Annotated in this window: 13 protein-coding genes; 6 read left to right on the top strand and 7 right to left on the bottom strand. The window is 42.2% G+C overall.

Annotated features, from left to right (window positions below; translation table 11 throughout):
- Window positions 1-346: 346 nt before the first annotated feature.
- From IX83_RS00095 to rpmH, 7 genes are all read right to left on the bottom strand, one after another.
- The gene (locus IX83_RS00095; RefSeq protein ID WP_051918923.1) at window positions 347-1,840 is read right to left on the bottom strand and encodes a DASS family sodium-coupled anion symporter; all 1,494 of its coding nucleotides are present in this window, start codon (window positions 1,838-1,840) and stop codon (window positions 347-349) included.
- 133 nt (window positions 1,841-1,973) lie between these two features.
- Window positions 1,974-2,714: a hypothetical protein gene (locus tag IX83_RS00100; RefSeq protein ID WP_236620610.1), complete on the bottom strand. Its 741-nt coding sequence runs from the start codon at window positions 2,712-2,714 to the stop codon at window positions 1,974-1,976.
- A 409-nt stretch (window positions 2,715-3,123) separates the two neighbouring features.
- Complete coding sequence (locus IX83_RS00105; protein WP_038497733.1) at window positions 3,124-4,566, bottom strand: catalase; 1,443 nt, start codon at window positions 4,564-4,566, stop codon at window positions 3,124-3,126.
- Window positions 4,567-4,989: 423 nt separating this feature from the next.
- Window positions 4,990-6,618 carry a membrane protein insertase YidC gene (gene yidC, locus IX83_RS00110; RefSeq protein ID WP_038497736.1) on the bottom strand — a complete coding sequence of 543 codons (1,629 nt, stop codon included), beginning with the start codon at window positions 6,616-6,618 and terminating at the stop codon, window positions 4,990-4,992.
- Between the two features lie 288 nt (window positions 6,619-6,906).
- The gene (gene yidD, locus IX83_RS00115) at window positions 6,907-7,170 is read right to left on the bottom strand and encodes a membrane protein insertion efficiency factor YidD (protein WP_038497738.1); all 264 of its coding nucleotides are present in this window, start codon (window positions 7,168-7,170) and stop codon (window positions 6,907-6,909) included.
- A 143-nt stretch (window positions 7,171-7,313) separates the two neighbouring features.
- Window positions 7,314-7,709 carry a ribonuclease P protein component gene (rnpA, locus tag IX83_RS00120; protein WP_051918928.1) on the bottom strand — a complete coding sequence of 132 codons (396 nt, stop codon included), beginning with the start codon at window positions 7,707-7,709 and terminating at the stop codon, window positions 7,314-7,316.
- A gap of 22 nt (window positions 7,710-7,731) precedes the next feature.
- Window positions 7,732-7,866 (bottom strand): 50S ribosomal protein L34, encoded by a 135-nt coding sequence (gene rpmH / locus IX83_RS00125; RefSeq protein WP_006578231.1) that lies wholly within the window; start codon window positions 7,864-7,866, stop codon window positions 7,732-7,734.
- Between the two features lie 133 nt (window positions 7,867-7,999).
- Between rpmH and dnaA the strand changes: the two genes are divergently transcribed.
- The 6 genes from dnaA (at window position 8,000) to pntB (ending at window position 17,746) form a co-directional block, all read left to right on the top strand.
- A complete protein-coding gene (gene dnaA / locus IX83_RS00130; protein WP_081888794.1) occupies window positions 8,000-9,406 on the top strand; it encodes a chromosomal replication initiator protein DnaA in 1,407 nt (468 codons plus the stop codon).
- A gap of 3 nt (window positions 9,407-9,409) precedes the next feature.
- On the top strand, window positions 9,410-10,531 hold the full coding sequence (gene dnaN, locus IX83_RS00135) for a DNA polymerase III subunit beta (protein ID WP_038497746.1): 1,122 nt from the start codon (window positions 9,410-9,412) through the stop codon (window positions 10,529-10,531).
- A 19-nt stretch (window positions 10,532-10,550) separates the two neighbouring features.
- On the top strand, window positions 10,551-12,983 hold the full coding sequence (gene gyrB, locus IX83_RS00140; protein WP_038497749.1) for a DNA topoisomerase (ATP-hydrolyzing) subunit B: 2,433 nt from the start codon (window positions 10,551-10,553) through the stop codon (window positions 12,981-12,983).
- A gap of 1 nt (window position 12,984) precedes the next feature.
- Complete coding sequence (gene glpK / locus IX83_RS00145) at window positions 12,985-14,472, top strand: glycerol kinase GlpK (protein WP_038497752.1); 1,488 nt, start codon at window positions 12,985-12,987, stop codon at window positions 14,470-14,472.
- 276 nt (window positions 14,473-14,748) lie between these two features.
- The gene (locus IX83_RS00150) at window positions 14,749-16,281 is read left to right on the top strand and encodes a Re/Si-specific NAD(P)(+) transhydrogenase subunit alpha (protein ID WP_038497757.1); all 1,533 of its coding nucleotides are present in this window, start codon (window positions 14,749-14,751) and stop codon (window positions 16,279-16,281) included.
- A gap of 1 nt (window position 16,282) precedes the next feature.
- The gene (pntB, locus tag IX83_RS00155) at window positions 16,283-17,746 is read left to right on the top strand and encodes a Re/Si-specific NAD(P)(+) transhydrogenase subunit beta (RefSeq protein WP_038497760.1); all 1,464 of its coding nucleotides are present in this window, start codon (window positions 16,283-16,285) and stop codon (window positions 17,744-17,746) included.
- Window position 17,747: the final 1 nt, after the last annotated feature.

The raw sequence follows: 17,747 nt of genomic DNA on the forward strand, positions 1-17,747 counted from the left end.
ATTTTTGCAACAGGAGGAAGGTAATGTGGAAAGGATAAGCCATTGTATCGGTCACGAGAGGTGAATTGGATCGAGTTGATTCGATGCAAATAGGAATAAGTGCTTGTTATTTAGAGGGTTCTAATAAATAAAGGGATTATTTAATCAGCGATGTTTTCACAACATACCAAAGAAAAAAAGTAAAGAAAAAAAGCAAGCAAATTGAAACAATTTAGACCTCATTAATATTCATTTTTAAAAAGTGAATGTTTTGCTTACGTATGGGTAGAACAAAAATGAATAAAAAAACTCCCATCATAAGGGGAAGATGGGAGTGAGCTTATCATAAACAGTAATGGGTGGCAGGCTACCAGTAACCTAATACTTTCCACCAGATACCGCCGATGAAAATAAAGATGAGTAGGTTAACAACACTCATGATAAAGCCTGCTTTCCACCACTCGCCCATGGTGACATAGCCAGAGTTAAAGATAACAGGTGAGGTGCCTGTAGCATAGTGTGTTAAGGACATCATAATGCTAGAGGCGGCAGCCATGATTAAGGCTAGTAGCATGGGCGGTGCTCCTAAAGAGATACCTGCAACATAGAATGCACCAAACATAGCGGTGATGTGTGCGGTTGTACTGGCAAAGAAGTAGTGAGCATACATATAGGCAAGTACTAGTAAAATGCTAGCACCTAGCCAACCCATGCCTAAATTGCTAATACCTGTTTGCAACACCCCTGAGAACCAAGAGATAAGGCCAAGTTTGTTCAAAAATGTCGCCATCATGATTAAGGCACCGAACCAAATAATGGTATCCCACGCCCCTTTTTCAGCTTTGACATCTTCCCAAGTCAAAATATTGGTGAGTAATAACAAAGATAGGCCAATAAAGGCAGTGGTGGTGGCATTGACAGTAGGAAGACCAAAGATCCAGTTGGGTAAATCAGCCCAAAGAATAAGCATAATGGTAAACACAGCCAAGGTAATCCATTCTGCGCAGGTCATTGGCCCTAATTCTTTGAGTTTGTCTTTTGCAAAAGCAATGGCATTGGGTGTTGACTTGATTTCTGGTTTGTACAAGAAATAAAGAATCAGAGGCATTAATAAAATAGCGGTCAGACCAGGTAACAACATACATAATGCCCAAGTCCCCCAAGATAAATGAATATCGCTGTGAGTGGCTTCTGCCACTAAATTCACGACTAAGGGGTTAGGAGCGGTAGCAGTAATGAACATCGCTGAGGTAATGGGGTTGGAATGGTAGTTGACCAAGGCCAGATATTTACCCATGCGATTTTCAGTACCTTTTTCAGGATTGGAGTCATAAGAACTGGCAATCGCTTTCATAATTGGGTGCATAATACCGCCACCACGGGCCGTATTGCTTGGCGTTACAGGCGACAGTAATAATTCAGAAATCGCTAAACTATAGCCAATTCCCATCGTATGACGACCAAAGATGGCGATAAAAATATATCCAATACGAGCCCCAAGGCCTGTTTTCAGAATACCGCGGGAAATCATAATGGAAATACCGATTAACCAAATAAGCGAATTGGAATAGCTACTGAGGGCATCGCTAATGGCTTTGTTGGGATTGTCATTAGTGACACCTGTTACGGCAATGCATGCCACAGCGATGATGGACAAAGCTCCGATCGGCATGGCTTTTCCAATAATGGCCGCAATAATGCCTACAAACATGGCTAATAGATGCCAAGCTTGAGGGCTGACTTTTTCAGGGACGGGGATGATGAACCAAATGATAAGTGTAATCGCCAAGGCAATAAGGCTGGGTTTTACTTTGAAGCCGACATGACTAGGTTCTACTTTGAATGCAGTATGCTTGTTCATAGTTGTGTCCTTTTTATAAATCTATGTCGGGTAAAATTATAGCAATTTACTAAGTTCTAGGGGTTTTCCCTAGAACGTTTTTTTAAAAATCATGAATGAATGGTGCAGAAGGGCAATGCATTGCGATAAGTGTTTATTCGTTTTCTGAATGTAGGTAGTTTTTGCCTTTTAACTGTATGTGGGCCCCTAGTGGTGCACCGACGGCAAAGGGGAGGTTGGTTTGTAAGGAACGAGCAAAATCGCCTTGGTACAACTTGCTGCCTTGATGAGTAAGGTTTGAATGAGCATCTGCATAGATTTTGCCACCAATATTACGCCATAGTTTGCAAAAAGCGTAATCTTCAGAAAGATATCGTTTGGATTGAGGATCAACCATTACATCGAAAAAGCGATAATGAAAGCCTTTGTTTTCTACACCAATCGAGTCGGGTACATAATTGAGATCAGGATAGGCTTGGATGAGTTTTTCAAACACCTGACGTTTTATCATCATGAAACCAGTAGGTGCTTCATCAATTTCAAAGAATCCATCAGGTCCAATCACAATATCGGCCGTGTTTTCTTGGATGCTATTGTGATTAACGGTGTATCGCATGTAATGAGCGTTGAACTCAGCTTCTGTCATCTTTTCTGGCACACCTTCCGTTGGCCAGTTCTCATGTTTTAACGGATATACACCACAAGCGATATCGTAATCAGACATTAATAATCTTAGAAATGCTTGTGCCGAAAAACCAATATCGCTATCAATCCAACATAGATGTGTCCATTGGGGGTTAGCAAGAAAATCAGCTACCATATTGTTTCTGGCTCGTGTGATGAGGCTTTCACCTTGTTGTAATTTGATTTGTAAGTTCAGTTTATGTTCTGTCATGACTGATACAAGATTCAGTAATGAAATAACATAATTATGAAAGTATTTGCCATCGTGGCTAGGCGTCATCACAATGGGATAAAGAGCGGGCTGTTTAGTGTCTGGTGTCATGGTGAGTAAGATTTGAGATATTAGATTGTAAATTTATACGGGTATAGCATAGGTTTGATAGCGTAAGGCTATAGGTTATTTATAGCAAATTAAATAAGCCTTCTATTGTTGAATCGGTGGTTTGATTGAACATGACTAAGCTACACATCATCACTATTTTAGTGGATTTTTGTAGTTAGGTTGAGTTGGTTGGGGAATGAGAGAATTAAAAGCTAGATGAAAGGGTAAAAAAGTGGTTCAAAAAATAAAGTATAGCGATTGACGCCAATAATGGACCAATCGCTATTCATGACATGGCTTATTTATTCAAAGCCAATGCTGTTCTAACGCCCGCGGCATAATCAGGATCTGCTTTTTCAAAATGAATTAATTGTTGATCGATGATGGTTTGTGGGACACCTTGCATAGACTCTGAAATGTTTTTAAATAAGCGTTGTTGTTGTTCTGAACCTAATAGTCGGAACAAAGCTCCCGGTTGAGAGTAATAGTCCTGGTCATCTTCTCGATGGTTGTAGTGGTCTGCTGGCCCACGTAAAGGTAAAGGTGGCTCAGTTGAACGAACGCTTTCTTGGAATTGTTCTATATGGTTAGGTTGATAATTAATTGTGCCACCTTGGTTGCCATCGACACGCATTGCCCCATCGCGATGAAATGAAAATGGGCAACGCGGAGCATTGACGGGGATTTGAGCATGATTAATGCCTAAACGATAGCGTTGCGTATCACCGTAAGCAAATAAACGTCCTTGTAACATGCGATCAGGAGAAAAACCGATACCAGGGACAATATTTGCAGGAGTAAATGCCGATTGCTCCACTTCTGCAAAGTAGTTTTCTGGATTACGATTCAGTTCCAATACGCCTACTTCTATTAAAGGATAATCAGCGTGTGGCCAAACTTTGGTTAAATCAAAGGGATTGATAGCATAGGTTTGTGCTTGCTGTTCAGTCATGATTTGAACGCATACGGTCCACCTTGGAAAATTGCCTTGTTCGATATGTTCATATAAATCTCGTTGGGCAGATTCACGGTCTTTTCCGACCACTTGCGCTGCTTCTTCATTTGTGTAAAAAGCATGGCCTTGTTGAGATTTGAAGTGGAATTTTACATAAAAACGTTCATTTTGTTCGTTAATAAAACTATAGGTATGTGATCCATAACCATTCATTTGGCGATAGTTTTGAGGTAATCCGCGATCGCTCATTAAAATGGTTACTTGATGAAGGGATTCGGGGTGTTTAGACCAAAAGTCCCAAGCAGCTGTTGCGCTACGTAAATGCGTGCGAGGATCGCGTTTTTGTGTGTGAATAAAATCAGGGAATTTTAGGGGGTCTCGGATAAAGAAAACGGGGGTGTTATTGCCTACTAAGTCCCAATTCCCTTCTTCGGTATAGAACTTGACAGAAAAGCCTCTTACATCACGTTCTGCATCAGCGGCACCTGCTTCACCCGCCACTGTTGAAAAACGTAAAAATACGTGGGTCTGCTTGCCGATTTGATTAAATAAATTAGCTTTAGTATAGGCAGTGATATCGTGGGTAACTGTAAATGTACCATAGGCTCCCGATCCTTTAGCATGAACAACGCGTTCAGGGATTCGCTCACGATCAAAATGAGCTAGCTTTTCTACTAGCCAAACATCTTGTAATAGTATAGGGCCACGAGGACCTGCTGTTAAACTGTTTTGGTTGTGGGATACTGGACAACCGTTAGCAGTGGTCATTACTTTCTTATCGCTCATTTACTTCTCCTTATATGATAACTTTTTCAAAACGATTTTTAAATGATAAAGAAAATTTATTAATAAGTAAAATTAAATATTTTTTATAAATCGATAGTTTTTATTAATGGCGGTAGGCGTAAGTAAGTTAATGCCAATGTTTAAGGGTGTTTGTGTGCATAGATAAAATAGAGTGAGGATTGAAATAAGGGGGGGTGACAATTGAGTTAGGAAACCTGAGAGAACGCACACTATAGAGACAGGAGGATTTTAGAGGTGCTTTATGATGTGAGGGGCATAGTGATCTGGTAGGATGGTTGCTAAGGCTAAAAGGGTGGTTTTGGTGGAGGTGCGTTTTTTTTGGGGGGGGGTAAGGAGCAAAAAAATGACCCTCTATTTTGAAATTGAAAATAGGGGGTCAAGGTTTGGTTGTTTTTTGGCAGATTACTTGTGTTTTAAAATGGCTTCGTTAGCCTCAGCATTGTATTTCTTGCTGATGTAAGCCTGTTGTGCAATGGAAAGAATGTTATTTACTAACCAGTAGAGTACGAGACCTGCTGGGAAGAAGAACATGAATGCCCCGAAAATCAACGGCATGATTTTCATCATTTTGGCTTGCATCGGATCGGCTGGGGTAGGGTTCAATGCAAACTGCAAGAACATGGATAAAACCATCAATACAGGTAAAATGTAATAGGGGTCAGTCACGCTTAAATCATGAATCCAGCCTAACCATGGGGCACCGCGTAGTTCGACGCTGGACTGAATCACGCGATATAATGTGAAGAATACGGGGATTTGCAATAAGATAGGCAAACATCCACCCATTGGGTTAATCTTCTCATCTTTATACAACTGGAACATCGCGGCATTGAGCTTTTGTCGATCATCGCCATATTGTTCGCGAATCGCATTCATACGAGGAGCAACGCGTTTCATTTTGGCCATGGATTTATAGCTGGCCGCAGACAATGGGAATAAAATAAGTTTGATAACAATGGTCAGAATGATAATGGTCCAACCCCAGTTGCCCACAATAGAATGGATCCATGCCATAAATGAGAACATGGGTTTGGCCAAAATCGTTACCCATCCATAATCAACCACAACATCTAAAGTAGGGTTAACGGCTGCTAATCCAGCTTTATCTTGTGGACCTACCCAAAGATTGGCTTGCGTGGTGATGCTGGCGTTAGGAGCTAATGTCGGTAACGCTGAAATCGTACTTAACGCATATCGATCATCGCCAACTTTTCTAGCACTTAAATGATGTGTGATGGTTTGATCAGGTACCCACGCCGTCACAAAGTAATGCTGAACATAACTAATCCAGCCTGCTTTGGTTTCTTTTGTATATTCTGCGTCATTGTCCGCAATATCGCTGAATTTTAATTTTTGGAATTTCCCTGATTCGGTATAAAGTGCTAGTCCGTGGAATGAGTGATCAAACTTCTGTGTACCGACTGGATCAGCACTGTTTCGTGTAATTTGATAATATTGAGAAGCAGTAATATCGTGATCAGAGATATTGGTAATCTTATCGTTGACTAAAATATCGTAACTGTTGTTCTCAATAGTGTAAGTACGAACGACTTGTAATCCACCTTTTTGTGCTTCAAAACTAACAAGGGTGCGGTTATCTTGTTTCTCAGTTTTTAAATAAGTAAAAAGTGTTTTCTGATTAGGATAGACATCAGGAGTGGCACCACTCAGCCCTGTTTGAGCAACAAAGAAATTATTCGGATCGTTGTCCAAAAGAAGCGTTTGTTGGGTGTTATCGACAGCGTGTTGGTGTGCCAATAACTCGGCATAAACAAGCTGAGCCCCTAATGTATCAAATTTTAGGCGATATAAATCGGTAGAAACGTCAATGAGTTCTCCAGTCGCTTGAGCGAGTGTTGTCTGACTGTCGATAGCCGCTTCCTTAGTGGTGGATATAGGCAAGTTCGGCGTTTCGTTACCCTGACTGCTCGTTTGGACGGGCGTAGGGTTGGTGTATTGATGCCAATTGTTCCAAATTGTAATCGTACAAAAGGCCACAATTAGCCATAACATAAGTTGTCTAAAATTCATATTTCTCGTATCAAGTTGAAAAAAACAGAAAGCTAACAGTTTAACCTAATATCGGTATTTTCTAATATAAAACTTGATACGGATACTTAAAATTATTAGCGATAGGCAAAGAGGCTGATGTTGAGTGGGGCGTTGAGGTGTGCAAAAGGTTGTTTGAGTAAAAAAGTGGTGAGTTTTAAATAGGTTTGCAGTGATATCAGCTTCACTGGTGATACGCAAAAGTCTGTGTTGAGTTTAGACGCGTTGAAGGTGGGTGATGAGGGCGTTAAAAGGAGGTGAATCATCCATTCAAGGCGTATTTTGGTGAGGTGTTTTGTTTTTAGATCGTGGTTCAGGAACAGGATCATGCCCACCTTGGCACCAAGGACCGCATCTCAAAATACGATAAGCACCTAAATAGCTTCCTTTAAAAGGGCCGTGTAATTGGATCGCCTGCATGGTGTAGTGAGAACAAGTGGGCATAAACCGACATTGACGGCCAATAAAAGGACTTAATGTAATTTGATAAAGACGAATCAATTTTAATAAACACCAAGCAACGGCGTTATTCATCTTTTTTATCATAATGAGTAAGGGTCGTAAAAACTAAAGGATAGTAAAAACTTATTTTATCGCTTTTCTTGTTGAGTACCAATACGACTTGTGTCACACTCGTTATGGAGATAAGGGTTTGAATGGGAGGGTAATTGGCCTCATTATGATTGCTTATCTTGAGGTATGTTGATAAATGCCTTTTGAAGTAAGAAAAGGGTTTCTTCGTGAACGATTTTTTTTAATGCACGCAAACTGCAGTGGGGCGGTTGTCGATAAAGACGAAACACATAGTCTGATAGGAGGATATCTGCTTGATGGGTACGAAAGCATTCACGAATCACTCGTTTAATGGTGTTGCGAGAAACCGCTCGTTTGGCAAATTTCTTGCCGATAACCAAACCTAAACGCGGATGGGTATAAGAAAAGGAAGAGCTTAGGTCGGTCATCAAAACGAAATGACGGGTCTTTCCTAAGCATCTTCCTTTCAGTGTGCGAGCAAAATCATCCGCACGACGAAGTCTAGCATCTGAACGAAATTTAAATAATGAATTATTCAAGACGTTCTTATTGAAAATTCGATTACACTGCTAGACGTTTGCGGCCTTTTGCACGACGTGCATTGATCACAGCACGTCCACCACGAGTTTTCATGCGTACACGAAAACCATGAGTGCGTTTGCGACGCGTAACCGATGGTTGATATGTGCGTTTCATAATTAATTCCTGAATGTTTTCTAAATAAACGAAAGATTTTAAATGATAATTATAAAATATTCAATCCATTTTTATCTACTAGGTTTAAATTTCTAGAAAAGTATATAATGTATGTTTGGAAATTTTGGTGTCAATGATGGAAGAAAAGTTTTGGGATGAGTTTCTTAACTTTGTTCGCCCAAATATGAATGAACATGTGTTTGCACTTTGGGTTGAACCGATGAAGTTCATTCGATGGGATCAGGCAGAAAAAACCTTAGAGGTGTCTGTGCCTAATCCGATGAAACTCAAGTACGCAATCGCTAATTATAAGAAAGTAATTGAAAGCCTTGCCGATGATTTTTTTGGTGTTCAAGGGACGGATGTTCGCTTTGTATTAGACACGAATAAAGATGTGTTGGCGAATAAAATCTCGATATCAAATATTTCTATCTCAAAAAACGTTTCAGAAAATACGGCTCATTCTGCTTCCATGATGCCAAAATCAGCCCCATTGAGCTTAGATGAAAAGTTGAAATCCTTTGGTATCAACCCCCAACAGAGTTTTGAGAATTTTGTGGAGGGGCAGGAAAATAAAATGGCGGTGGCATCGGCGTTGCAAGTGGTGAACTGTCCAGGAGAGATGGGTAATAATCCTTTGTTTATTTATGGCAATACTGGGCTAGGTAAAACGCATATGATGCAGGCTATTGGTATTGAACTGATTAAACAGGATAAGGTCAAAAAAGCACAGTTTATTTCTGCCCAAACTTTTTTGAACAATTATGTTAAAGCGGCCCGCACTAAGGATTATGATAGTTTTCGACAGGATTATGAATCGCTAGATTTGTTGTTGATAGACGATATTCAGATATTGGTGGGCAAAGAAGTCACGATTAATGAGTTTTTTAATCTATACGAGATTTTATTGAATAATCAGTGTCAGGTAGTCATTACGTCAGATGTGCCTGTCAATCAGTTAAAAGGGTTTCATCAGCGACTGATTTCAAGATTTAGTTCAGGGTTGACGGTGGGTATGCGTGCTCCGGGATTGGAGATGCGACAAGCGATTGTTGAACGTAAGGCCCAGCAACAAGGCCTAGAGCTAGGTGAGGGAGTGTCCTTTTATATTGCGCGAAATATTGAGCGAAACGTGCGTGAGTTAGAGGGGGCGATTAACCGTTTGAAGACCTATGCTATGAGTTTTGGTCAACGAGTCATCGATATCGACTGCTGTCGTAGTGTGATTTCTGGCTATATTACAACGACGTTAAGTCATGTTGGGATCGAAGAAGTTAAGAAAACGGTGGCAGACTATTATAATGTGAGAATTCAGGATATTAATTCAAAGAATCGTCGCAAAAAAATCGCATTGGCCAGACATGTGGCGATGTACTTGTGTCGAGAGTTGGTCAAAAAAAGCCAGACAGAGATTGGAGAGGCATTTGGTAAAGATCACACGACTGTGATGCATGCTTGTAATAAAATAGCATCTAACAGAGAGACAGATAGTGAATTAAATCATCAGTTAAATATATTGGAACAAAGCATTAAGGGATAAACTATGCAGTTGTTAAAAACGTCAAAAGAGTCGATATTAAAACCGTTACAGACGGTGGCGGGGATTATTGAAAATCGTTCAGCCAAGCCTATTTTGGTGAATGTGTTGATTGAAAAGAAAGGCGGTCAGCTATCTTTTTTGGCAACAGATGAATCAGTCCAGATTAAAACCCATGCCCAAATTGGATTGGGGGATAGCGAGATGGCGACAACAGTGGCTGCTAGAAAGTTGCTAGATATTTTAAGGGCATTGCCTGATGGTGCAGATGTTTCCTTAGAAGAAGAGGGGGGCATGATTGTCGTGAAGTCAGGACGTAGTCGCTATACTTTACAGACTTTGCCTAGCATGGATTATCCTGTGGTGAAACAGCCAGAAAACTGGACGTTAAGCTTTGCAATGCCTCAGCGTATTTTGTGCAAATTATTGAATCAAGTGCATTATGCGATGGCTGAAAAAGACATCCGTTATTACCTAAATGGGGTGTTGCTTGAGTTTAAAGGTAATGTGCTAACAGCGGTGGCAACTGATGGGCATCGTATGGCAAAATCTGTTGCGGTCGTAGAGGGAATTAGCGGTGCGGATCATTCCATTATCATCCCTCGTAAAGCGATTCACGAATTGCAGCGTTTGTTGGACGAAAGTGATGAGTTGGTGACCGTTGGCCTTACGGATAGCCAGATCTCTTTATCGTTTGGTGATGTAGAGATTGTTTCTAAACTGGTAGAAGGTAAGTTCCCAGATTATTCACGTGTGATTGATACGACTTATGAGATTTCTATTCATATCAATCGTGAGGAATTGTTAGGTGCTTTGAGACGTTCAACAGTATTGTTAGCGGCAGATAAAAAGGACCAAAAAGGGGTCAAACTGCACTTTGAAAATAATATGTTGCGTTTGCAAGCCCATAATAGCGAACAAGAAGAATCGATGGAAGAAGTAGCGATCCATTATGAGGGGGTACCCATCGATACAGCCTTTAAATCTTCTTATCTTCAAGATGTGTTAGCGATGGCTAAATCTGAAGAAGTAGTGTGGACTTGCCAAAGCAGTGGAAGTTCTTCGGTATTTATCACGATCCCCCAAGATGATACGTTCCGATATGTTGTAATGCCCATGCGTGTTTAACTAGTAAAAGATTTTATTTATGTCAGAAAATACAAATTACGGTGCCGACTCGATTAAGATGCTCAAAGGCCTTGAGGCTGTTCGTAAACGTCCAGGGATGTACATTGGTGATACTTCGGATGGAACAGGTCTTCATCACATGGTCTTTGAGGTGGTGGATAATGCGATAGATGAGGCATTAGCTGGATATTGTGATGATATTGTCGTGACCATTCATGCGGATAATTCGATTTCCGTTTCCGATAATGGACGAGGCATCCCAACGGATATTCACCAAGGAGATGAACATCACCGAAGTGCCGCAGAAATCGTGATGACGGAGCTGCATGCGGGTGGTAAGTTTGACCAAAATTCTTATAAAGTGTCTGGTGGCTTGCATGGCGTGGGGGTGTCCTGCGTGAATGCTTTGTCTGAATGGTTGAAACTGAAAATCTTTAGACAAGGCCATATCCATGAGATGGAGTTTCGCCGTGGAGAACGCGTTGAGCCACTAAAAGTAACGGGTGATACCGATAAAACGGGGACGGTTGTACGCTATTTGGCTGATCATGAGATTTTTGGCAAGATTGAGTACCATTATGAAATTTTGTCAAAACGCCTAAGAGAGTTATCTTTCCTAAATAATGGCGTGGCAGTAAGATTGGTCGATGAACGCGAAGGTAAGGAAGAAAACTTTGCTTTTTCTGGCGGTGTTCAAGGTTTCGTCGCTTACATTAATCGTGGCAAAACCACTTTGAACTCAAACATCTTCTCAGTAAGTACCAGCTCCAATGCAGGTGGTGTGGAAGTAGGTGTAGATGTAGCGATGCAGTGGAATGACAGCTTTTCAGAGAATGTGTTGTGTTTCACGAACAATATTCCTCAACGCGATGGTGGAACGCATCTAACAGGCTTGCGTGCAGCCATGACTCGCGTGATTAACAAATATATCGCTGATAATGAATTGGCTAAAAAAGCAAAAGTGGAAACAACCGGCGATGATATGCGTGAGGGGTTGGCATGCGTTCTATCTGTGAAAGTGCCAGAACCCAAGTTTTCTAGCCAAACTAAAGACAAGCTGGTTTCTAGTGAGGTTAGACCAGCGGTTGAAGAAGCTGTAGCAAGAGAGTTAGAGACATGGTTGCTAGAAAATCCCAATGATGCCAAAGCGATTTGTGGGAAAATTATCGAGGCTGCTCGTGCTCGTGAAGCTGCTCGTAAAGCAAGAGAAATTACCCGTCGTAAAAGTGTCTTAGAGGGAGCGGGCCTACCAGGTAAATTAGCGGATTGCCAAGAAAAAGATCCTGCAAAGTCTGAGCTTTATATTGTCGAGGGTGACTCAGCGGGTGGTTCTGCAAAACAAGGTCGTGACCGTAAGTTCCAAGCTATTTTGCCTTTGCGAGGTAAAGTGCTAAACGTTGAAAAAGCACGTTTTGATAAATTAGTGGCCAGTGAACAGATTGCGACATTGATTACTGCTTTGGGTACGAATATTGGCCCTGATTTTAATGTCGAAAAATTACGTTATCACCGCATCATTATCATGACCGATGCGGACGTGGACGGTGCACACATTCGTACCTTACTGTTGACATTGTTCTATCGTCAAATGCCTGAATTGGTGGAACGCGGTTATATCTACATTGCCCAACCTCCTTTATACAAAGCAAAAGTCGGTAAAGAAGAGCAGTATTTGATCGATGAGAAAGAAGAAGCACGTTTCATGCAGAAAGTCGCCTTGAAATCGGCAGGATTGGTGCCTGCTGAGGGTAAAGACCCTATTGTGGATGAAGCGTTGGAAAACTTGATGAACATTTATGAACGTGCCGATCAGGTGATTCATAAATTATCAAAAGTAAAAGATGAGGGAGCTTTATCGGTGATTGCAGAGGGCGTTGGTTTAGACTTCTCAACCCCTGAAAAAGCTCAAGCAACCGCAGCGGCTTTGCAAGCGGCTTTAACGGATCCAAGCATGCCGAATGCTGTAACCGTTACGTTGAAACAGGATGCTGAAACATCGGCCCATTATATTGAAGTGGTGCGTATTCATCATGGTAACGCACGCATTTCTCACTTTACGCCTGAATTTACCCAAACCCCTGATTATGCCGTATTGGCAGGAGCTTCCCAAACCTTTCATCAGTTGATCGGCAAAGGTGCTTATGTTTGGAAAGGCGAGGGCGATAAGCGTGTAGAAATGGCGGTGAGTGACTTCCGTGAAGCAGTCCAATGGCTACGTTCACAAGCTGAAAAATCAGTTACGAAACAACGTTACAAGGGTTTAGGTGAAATGAACGCTGAACAGCTTTGGGAAACCACGATGGATCCTAAAGTGAGACGTTTATTACGTGTTCAGGTAGAAGATGCTATCGCGGCTGATGCGATTTTTACCATGTTGATGGGCGATCAGGTTGAGCCACGACGTGACTTTATCGAAACCAACGCCTTGTCCGTTGCAAACTTGGATATTTGATATGTACATAATGTCCCTAGATCAAGGTACGACTTCCAGCCGTACCTTAATTTTTGGATCAAAAGGCTTGTTGATTTCCATTGCTCAAGAAGAAGTGGGTATCCAAGCTCCAAGAAATGGTTACGTGGAGCAAAATGCTCACCATTTGTGGTTATCACAATTTGATACCATGAAAAAAGCCTTGGAGAAAGCCAATATTCCCGCTTATCAAATCAGTGGGATTGGTATCACGAACCAAAGAGAAACGACGATTTTATGGCGAAAGGATACGGGGCAAGCGATTGGTCCAGCCTTGGTTTGGCAAGATAGACGTACGCATGAATGGTGCCGATCTTTGGTGGAACAAGGTCATTTAGAAACCATTCAATCCATTACAGGCCTAAAATCCGATCCGTACTTTAGTGCGAGTAAAATTCGTTGGATGTTGGATCATTATCCCGATGCGAAAAACCTTGCAGCATCAGGTAAATTAGCCTTTGGCACGGTTGATAGTTGGTTAATTTGGCAATTGACCAAAGGACAACGACATATTACGGATGTCACGAATGCTTCGCGTACGATGCTGATGGATATAGAAACCGAGCAATGGTCTGATACCTTATTAGATTTATTTGATATTCCTAAATCAATTTTGCCAGAAATCGTGCCCAGTGCAGGGGAGTTAGCGTACACACATAAAGATTTGTTTGGTGTAGAAATCCCTATTTATGCGGTGTTGGGCGACCAACAATCTGCTTTATTAGGACATGGTTGCGAGGAACCTGGCACGGCTAAAAATACCTACGGCACGGGTTGTTTCCTATTGATGAATACGGGACAAAAACTACAGCGAAGCACCCATCAGCTATTAAGCACGATTACTTGGAAAAAAGATGTCAATGAAGCCAGTAATTATGCACTTGAGGGTAGTATTTTTATGGCAGGTGCGATCGTTCAATGGTTAAGAGATGGGTTGGGACTGTTTAAAGCCTCTCATGAAGTGGAAGCACTGGCGATGGAAGTGTCAGACAGTAATGGCGTGGTGTTAGTGCCAGCCTTTACTGGATTGGGGGCTCCTTATTGGGATGCACAGGCTCAAGCCGCAATTCTTGGCATGACTCGTGGTACGCATCGTGCCCATATCGCTAGGGCAGCCTTAGAAGCCATTGCTTATCAAGTCGCTGATGTACTAAATGCCATGCAAAAAGACACCAATGTTGCATTGACCGAGTTGTGTGTCGATGGGGGTGCCAGCAAAAATGATCTATTGATGCAATTCCAAGCGGATATTTTGGGAGTGCCCGTATTGAGACCTGTTATGTCAGAGATGACGGCGTGGGGCGTGGCAAAACTAGCGGGTGAAGTGTCAGGACTTTTCCAATCCAAAGAAGTGAAGTGGACCTTAGATCGGGCGTTTGAGCCGAGTCTATCGGAAGACGAACGATGCACAAAATTAGCCCTTTGGCATCAAGCCGTCAATAAGGTTCTTTCTAGGAATCCATCCCTGTAACTGTATCAATATGACAACAGTTTTGAGAACTTGCTATTTACGTCAAATATTAACATTGACAGTATTATGGTTTCTTCTTAAAATGAACTCATCTATGATATAGATCTTTCAAAGGGGAAAGCCCCACATTTAGTTGATTTTATTAGCTTAATGTGGGGCCATTTTTTATTTATTCATCGGCGATTTTTTTATTTACCGTACCTCGTTGATCCTTTAATTAGCAGGTGTAATGAGCTAGAATAAGAACGATAATTTGCTAACTTACAAAGGATTGGTATGAGAATTGGAATTCCAAAGGAAATCCTATCGAGTGAAACACGTGTTGCAGCGACTCCCTCTACAGTGACTCAACTGATTAAATTAGGGTTTGAGGTCGCTATCCAGACAGGGGCTGGTATTAAAGCGAGTTTCGATGATAAGGCGTATGAAGAAGCAGGTGCTTTGGTATTATCAGATAAAGAGGTTTGGCAATCAGACTTGGTTTATAAGGTTAATCCACCCACGCTAGAAGAAATCAAACAGATGAAAGCGGGGGCGACATTAGTGTCTTTTGTGCAGCCAAGCTTGAATCCAGATATTGTCAAACAAGCGGCCACTCAGAACATTACATTACTAGCCATGGATATGGTGCCACGTATCTCTCGTGCCCAATCTTTAGATGCTTTGTCATCGATGGCGAATATTAGTGGTTACCGAGCTGTAGTGGAAGCTGCTCATGAGTTTGGACGTTTCTTTACAGGTCAAATTACCGCTGCAGGTAAGGTGCCTCCAGCTAAGGTGTTGATTATCGGTGCGGGCGTGGCAGGATTGGCGGCGATTGGTACGGCCAGCTCTTTGGGTGCCATCGTCAGAGCATTTGATACACGCCCTGAAGTGGCTGAACAAATTGAATCGATGGGTGGACAGTTCCTGAAACTGGACTTTAAAGAAGATGGTTCTAGCTCGGATGGTTATGCCAAAACCATGTCTGAGGAATTTATTAAAGCGGAGATGGCGTTATTTGCACAGCAAGCAAAAGAAGTCGATATTATCATTACCACGGCAATGATTCCTGGTAAACCCGCTCCCCGTTTGATTACCAAAGAAATGGTCGCTAGCATGAAACCGGGATCCGTTATTGTGGATATGGCGGCCGCGACAGGTGGAAATTGCGAATTGACACAGGCAGGCCAATTAACCGTTACGGATAATGGGGTGAAGATTATTGGTTACACGGATTTAGCAGGACGTTTGGCCGCTCAGTCTTCTCAGTTGTATGCAAGTAACCTAGTGAACTTGACGAAGTTAATCTGCAAAGAGAAAAATGGCGAGGTCACTTTAGATCAAGAAGATGTCATTATTAGAAATATGACCGTGGTCTTAGCGGGACAGATTACGTTCCCACCGCCTCCAATTAGTGTATCGGCGACAGCACCTACCCAAACCGCGAAAAAACAAATGGTGACAAAACAAGCGGAAGCACCTGCTGCCAAATGGCCTTGGGTACTTTTGGCGGTCATCGTGATGTTGTGTATTGCCCAATACGCTCCTTTGGCTTTCTTGTCGCATTTAATGGTGTTCGTACTATCTTGTGTGGTGGGCTATTACGTTGTATGGAATGTATCGCATTCTTTACACACGCCTCTTATGTCGGTGACGAATGCTATTTCTGGTATTGTGATTATTGGGGCATTATTGCAAGTCGCTCAAGGTCACGCTTTTGCGAGCATCCTTGCTTTTGTTTCCGTACTGGTTGTCAGTATCAATATTTTTGGTGGCTTTACTGTCACCCAACGTATGTTAAAAATGTTCCGTAAAGAGGGTAAATAAGATGAGTCAGTCTTACGTTATTACTGCTTATATTGCTGCGTCACTTTGTTTTATCCTTAGTTTATCGGGATTGTCACGACAAGAAACGGCCCAAAGAGGCAATCTACTGGGTATCGTGGGGATGGCGATTGCCGTGTTAGCGACGTTGTTTTCAAGTGATGTCAATGGTACGGTGGCCATTATCTTTGCCATGTTAGTAGGTGGTGCTGCAGGGATTGTGTTGGCAAAACGTGTTGAAATGACCCAAATGCCAGAATTAGTGGCGATTCTACATAGCTTTGTAGGGTTGGCGGCTGTGTTTGTGGGCTATAACAGTTACATGCTATCAGACCTATCGGCGGCCCCTGCTTTAAATAACTTATCAGAAACGATTTTAACCGTGTTAACTCAGGCTCAAATCGGTGATGTGAACGCTGATACACAGGCTATGCACAATATCCACCTTATCGAAATATTTTTAGGGGTGTTTATTGGTGCGGTGACTTTCTCAGGTTCTATCGTTGCTTTTGGCAAGTTAAGAGGCTTTATTAGTAGTAAGCCTTTAATGTTGCCTTATAAACACGGATTGAATCTGGCGGCTTTGCTTGTGTCACTCATTCTGATGATCATCTTTGTATCGGTCGATGGTAGTGCATTTTGTTTGATTTTGATGACACTCATTGCGTTGGCATTTGGCTGGCATTTAGTGGCTTCTATCGGCGGTGCAGACATGCCAGTGGTCGTATCCATGTTGAACTCGTATTCAGGCTGGGCAGCGGCCGCAGCAGGTTTCATGTTAAGCAATGATTTGCTGATTGTAACGGGTGCTTTGGTCGGTTCATCAGGGGCGATCCTTTCTTACATTATGTGTAAAGCAATGAACCGTTCATTTATCTCTGTTATCGCAGGTGGCTTTGGTACAGGCGGTTCTAGTGCCTCTAGCGATGAAGAAGAGGGTGAATATCACGAAATCAGTACAGAGGGGGTGGCCGAACTATTAAAAAATAGTACGTCGGTTATTATCACGCCAGGATACGGTATGGCGGTGGCTCAGGCCCAATACCCTGTGGCAGAAATTACCTCACTACTTCGCGAAAAAGGCGTGAATGTGCGATTTGCGATTCATCCCGTCGCAGGTCGTCTGCCAGGTCATATGAACGTATTGCTCGCTGAAGCACACGTGCCTTACGATATTATGTTAGATATGGATGAGATTAACGATGACTTCCCTGATACGGACACGGTGTTGGTAATCGGTGCCAATGACACGGTTAACCCAGCGGCCAATGAAGATCCTAATAGTCCGATTGCGGGTATGCCTGTGCTAGAAGTTTGGAAAGCGAGTCAGGTCGTTGTCTTTAAACGCTCAATGAATACGGGTTATGCGGGGGTCCAAAACCCATTATTCTTCCGTGAAAACACAAGTATGTGTTTTGGCGATGCCCGTGAAACAGTTGATGCGATTTTGAAAGCATTAAAATCCTAAT

It is taken from the genome of Basilea psittacipulmonis DSM 24701 (assembly GCF_000743945.1).
Lineage (GTDB): Bacteria > Pseudomonadota > Gammaproteobacteria > Burkholderiales > Burkholderiaceae_B > Basilea > Basilea psittacipulmonis.